The sequence below is a fragment of the Methylobacterium sp. D54C genome (genome assembly GCF_053345595.1).
On sequence record NZ_JBKFAK010000068.1, the window covers coordinates 1 to 4,015 of the forward strand.

The 4,015-nt window shown below is 70.9% G+C and carries 3 protein-coding genes and 1 rRNA gene; all 4 read right to left on the minus strand.

The features are described 5' to 3' along the window. Positions 1-65, minus strand: a 16S ribosomal RNA gene (locus tag ACLBYB_RS32415); the annotation flags it as partial. A gap of 454 nt (positions 66-519) precedes the next feature. Further along, on the minus strand, positions 520-1,323 hold the full coding sequence (locus tag ACLBYB_RS32420; RefSeq protein WP_447701330.1) for an MBL fold metallo-hydrolase: 804 nt from the start codon (positions 1,321-1,323) through the stop codon (positions 520-522). Between the two features lie 22 nt (positions 1,324-1,345). Then, complete coding sequence (locus tag ACLBYB_RS32425) at positions 1,346-2,146, minus strand: TatD family hydrolase (protein WP_091683122.1); 801 nt, start codon at positions 2,144-2,146, stop codon at positions 1,346-1,348. 49 nt (positions 2,147-2,195) lie between these two features. Beyond that, positions 2,196-3,773, minus strand: coding sequence for a methionine--tRNA ligase (metG, locus tag ACLBYB_RS32430; RefSeq protein WP_091683123.1), 1,578 nt, complete (start codon positions 3,771-3,773; stop codon positions 2,196-2,198). Positions 3,774-4,015: the final 242 nt, after the last annotated feature.

The following is a 4,015-nucleotide window of genomic DNA, read 5'->3' on the forward strand; positions in this document are numbered from 1 at the left end:
TCGACTTGCATGTGTTAAGCCTGCCGCCAGCGTTCGCTCTGAGCCAGGATCAAACTCTCACGTTGAAGAGATTGATCTGGCCGATCACGTGTATTCTCAGACGGAGCCTCACATCGACCAAGTGCCAAACGCTTCACAGCGCCAGAACACCCGTCGGTGAGCTCAGAAAGAAGAACAACAGATCGGCACAAGTCTACTCACGCCAGGTCTCTCGACCTAGCCGCAAGGACAAACGCCGCCCGCGTCTCCCTTCCTCATTCCAACTTGTCAAAGAGCGCCTCAGTCGCCTAAGGCTCATCAGAGGCAAACAGAAGACCGCCCGGCAATCCCGCCGGCCAGTCCCGCCGCTTGTCAGAAGATGGCTCAGCGCCCGGTCCACTTCCGCGGCCGGCGCCGATGAACCGGGGTATAGATCCAGGGTTCCCGGCCGTCAACAGGCTTGTTGGCCGGAAAGCCGATTTTCTTGGACTCCGCGGACGACAGCCGTGTGACGCCCGATTCGCGCTCCCGGTGAGCGCGCTAGGCCTCGAGGCTCAGGGTCATGCCGTCATAGGCGGGCGCGATGCCCTCCGGCAGGCGCGTCGCGAGGGCGCCGTAGTCGAGATCCGTGTGCAGGTTGGTGAGGACCGCCCTGCGCGGGCGGACCGACTCGATCAGCGCGAGGGCGTCCGAGACCGAGAAGTGAGTCGGGTGCGGGGTGTCCCGCAAGGCGTCGATGATCAGCAGGTCGAGACCGCGGAGCCGGGCGAGGCTCGTCTCCGGGATCAGGCTGACGTCGGGCATGTAGGCGGCCGCGCCGAAGCGGAAGCCCAGGGCCGCCTCGTTGCCGTGCTCCACCGGGAGTGATTCCACCGTGATCGCGCCCCCCTCCCCCTCCAGGGTCAGGTCGCGGCCGGCGGCGAGGTCGCGCAGGTCGAGGATCGGCGGGTAGGCGCTGCCGGGGGGCGTCTCGAAGCAGTAGCCGAACCGGGCCGTGAGCAGCGACCGCGTCAGGGCGTCGGCGTAGACCGGGATGCGGGCCCGCATGGCGATTACCAGCGGGCGCAGGTCGTCGATCCCGTGGGTGTGGTCGGCGTGGGCGTGGGTGTAGAGCACCCCGTCGAGGCGCGTCACGCCGGCGTCGATGAGCTGCTCGCGCAGGTCCGGAGAGGTGTCGACCAGGAGCGTGGTCCGCCCCGCCCCCGACGCGCGCTCCACCAGGATCGAGCAGCGCCGCCGGCGGTTGCGCGGCTCCGCCGGGTCGCAGGCGCCCCAGCCGCTGCCGACCCGCGGCACCCCGCCGGACGAGCCGCAACCGAGGATGCGCAGGGTCAGGCTCGCCATCCGGATCTCCCGCTCCGACTCGTCACGCAGCGCCCGGGCGCGTTCCGGCGGCCTTGTCGAACAAGGTGAAGAAATTCGCCGTCGTGGTCCGGGCGAAGTCCTCGGCGGTCAGCCCCAGGGTCCCGGCCAGCGACCGGGCGGTGTCGGCCGTGTAGGCCGGCTCGTTGGTCCGTCCCCGGTGGGGCTCGGGGGCCAGGAACGGCGCGTCGGTCTCCACCAGGATCCGGTCGAGGGGCACGGCCCTGGCGATGTCGCGCAGGTCGTGCGAGCGCCGGAAGGTGACGATGCCCGAGAAGGACACGTACAGCCCGAGCTCCACCCCGGCCTCCGCCAGCCGCCGCCCCGACGAGAAGCAGTGCAGCACCGCCCGGAACGGCGCCCGGCCCATCTCGTCGGCGAGCACCCGCTCCATGTGGTCGTCGGCGTCCCGGGCGTGGATCACGAGCGGCAGGCCGGAGAGCCGGGCCGCCGCGATGTGGGCGCGCAGCACCCGCTCCTGCACGGCCTCGGGGGCGGCGTCGGCGTAGTGGTAGTCGAGGCCCGCCTCGCCGATCCCGACGCAGCGCGGGCTGGCCTGGGCGAGGCCCGCGATCGTCTCGGCGGCGACGTCCGGCTCCTCGGCGGCCCCGTGGGGATGGGTGCCGACCGTGTGCCAGACCTCGGGATGGGCCTCGGCGATCGCCCGGTAGGTGTCGGCCTTGGCGACCCGGGTGGCGATCGTGAGCATGCCGGCGACGCCCGCGGCCTTGGCGCGGGCGATCACGCCCGGGAGGTCGGCGGCGAAGTCCGGGAAGTCGAGATGGCAGTGGCTGTCGATGAGCATCGGGTCTCGGGGCCGTCGGGCGGCAGGGTCCTTCAAGCGGCAGGGGCCTTCAAGCGGACGGAGTCTCGGGGCGCTCGAAGCGCGGGAAGATCGGCGCGGGGGCGGGGAGCGCCGTGCCGGGCACGAGCCGGCCCCCCGCCCCCACATCGGCGAGGCCGCGCCGGTCGGCCGGCACCGCCAGCAGGTCGAGGAGCTTGGCCGCCGCCCCCGGCACGAAGGGCTGGGTCAGGATGCCGAAGACGCGCAGGGATTCCAGCGTCGTGTAGAGCACCGCGTTCATCCGCGCGGGGTCGGACTTGCGCAGTTTCCACGGCTCCTGGGCGGCGAAGTAGCGGTTGGCCTCGGCCACCACGGCCCAGATCTCCGCCAGGACGGTGTGGAGCGCCAGCTCGCCCATGAGGGTCCGGGCCCGTGCCGGCAGGGCGTCGGCCTGGGCCAGCAGGGCCGTGTCGGCCGCGTCCAGGCTGCCCGGATCCGGCACCGCGCCGTCGCAGTTCTTGGCGACCATCGTGAGCGAGCGCTGGGCGAGGTTGCCGAGATCGTTGGCGAGATCGGCGTTGATCCGGCCGATGATCGCCTCGTGGCTGTAGCTGCCGTCGCCCCCGAACGGCACCTCGCGCAGCACGAAGTAGCGCACCGGGTCGACCCCGTAGGTGTCGGCGAGCTCGAACGGGTCGAGGACGTTGCCCAGCGACTTCGACATCTTCTCGCCCTTGGAGAGCAGGAAGCCGTGGCCGAAGACGCGCTTCGGGAGCGGCAGCCCGGCCGACATCAGGAAGGCCGGCCAGTAGACCGCGTGGAACCGGACGATGTCCTTGCCGATCACGTGCAGGTCCATCGGCCAGAATCTTTTTTGGGGGTTCTCCGCGTCGGGGAAGCCGGTGACGGTGAGATAGTTGGTGAGCGCGTCGACCCACACGTACATCACGTGGTTCGGATGCCCCGGCACCGGCACGCCCCAGTCGAAATTGGTGCGGCTGACCGAGAGGTCCTTGAGGCCGGAGCGCACGAAGCTCGCCACCTCGTTCCGGCGCGTGTCCGGCCCGATGAAGCCGGGCTGCTCGTCGTAGAGCTTCAGCAGCCTGTCCTGGTAGGCAGAGAGCCGGAACAGAAAATTCTCCTCCTCCATCCACTCGACCGGCGTGTCGGTGGCGAGGCTGCGGCGGCTGCCATCCTCCAGGAGCCGGGTCTCGGACTCGTCGTAGTAGGCCTCGTCGCGGACCGAGTACCAGCCGGCATACTTGTCGAGGTAGATGTCGCCGTTGGCCTCCATCCGCCGCCAGATCTCCTGGGCGGCGGCGTAGTGGCCGGGCTCGGTGGTGCGGATGAAGCGGTCGTAGGCGCAGTCCATCCGGTCGGCCATGGCCTGGAACCGGGCGGCGGTGCCGTCGACGTAGGCGCGCGGGGTGGTGCCGGCCCGGGTCGCGGCCTGCTGGATCTTGAGCCCGTGCTCGTCGGTCCCGGTGGAGAACAGCACGTCGTAGCCGTCGAGCCGGTGGAAGCGCGCGATCGCGTCGGCGGCGATCACCTCGTAGGCGTGGCCGATATGGGGCGCGCCGTTGGGGTAGGAGATCGCGGTCGAGAGACCGAACGTCTTTCGGGGATTCGCCGGGGCGTTGGACGTCACGTCTGTGGTGTTCCGGATGAGCGCGGGAAGCTGCCCGCGTTGTCGCGCGGCCGGCGCCGGGACGCAACCGTCGCCGCCTGCGGGCGCGACGGCGATCCTCCGCGGCGGCCGGCACCGGACACGCGTGATCGTCCCCGCGCGCGCGTGGCGCCGGGGGCATGGCCCGGGAGGCGAGCACGAGGGACGCGGGACGCCGCGGGAACCCAGGTGTCGGCCAAGTACGCGCGGGATCCGATCCCCGC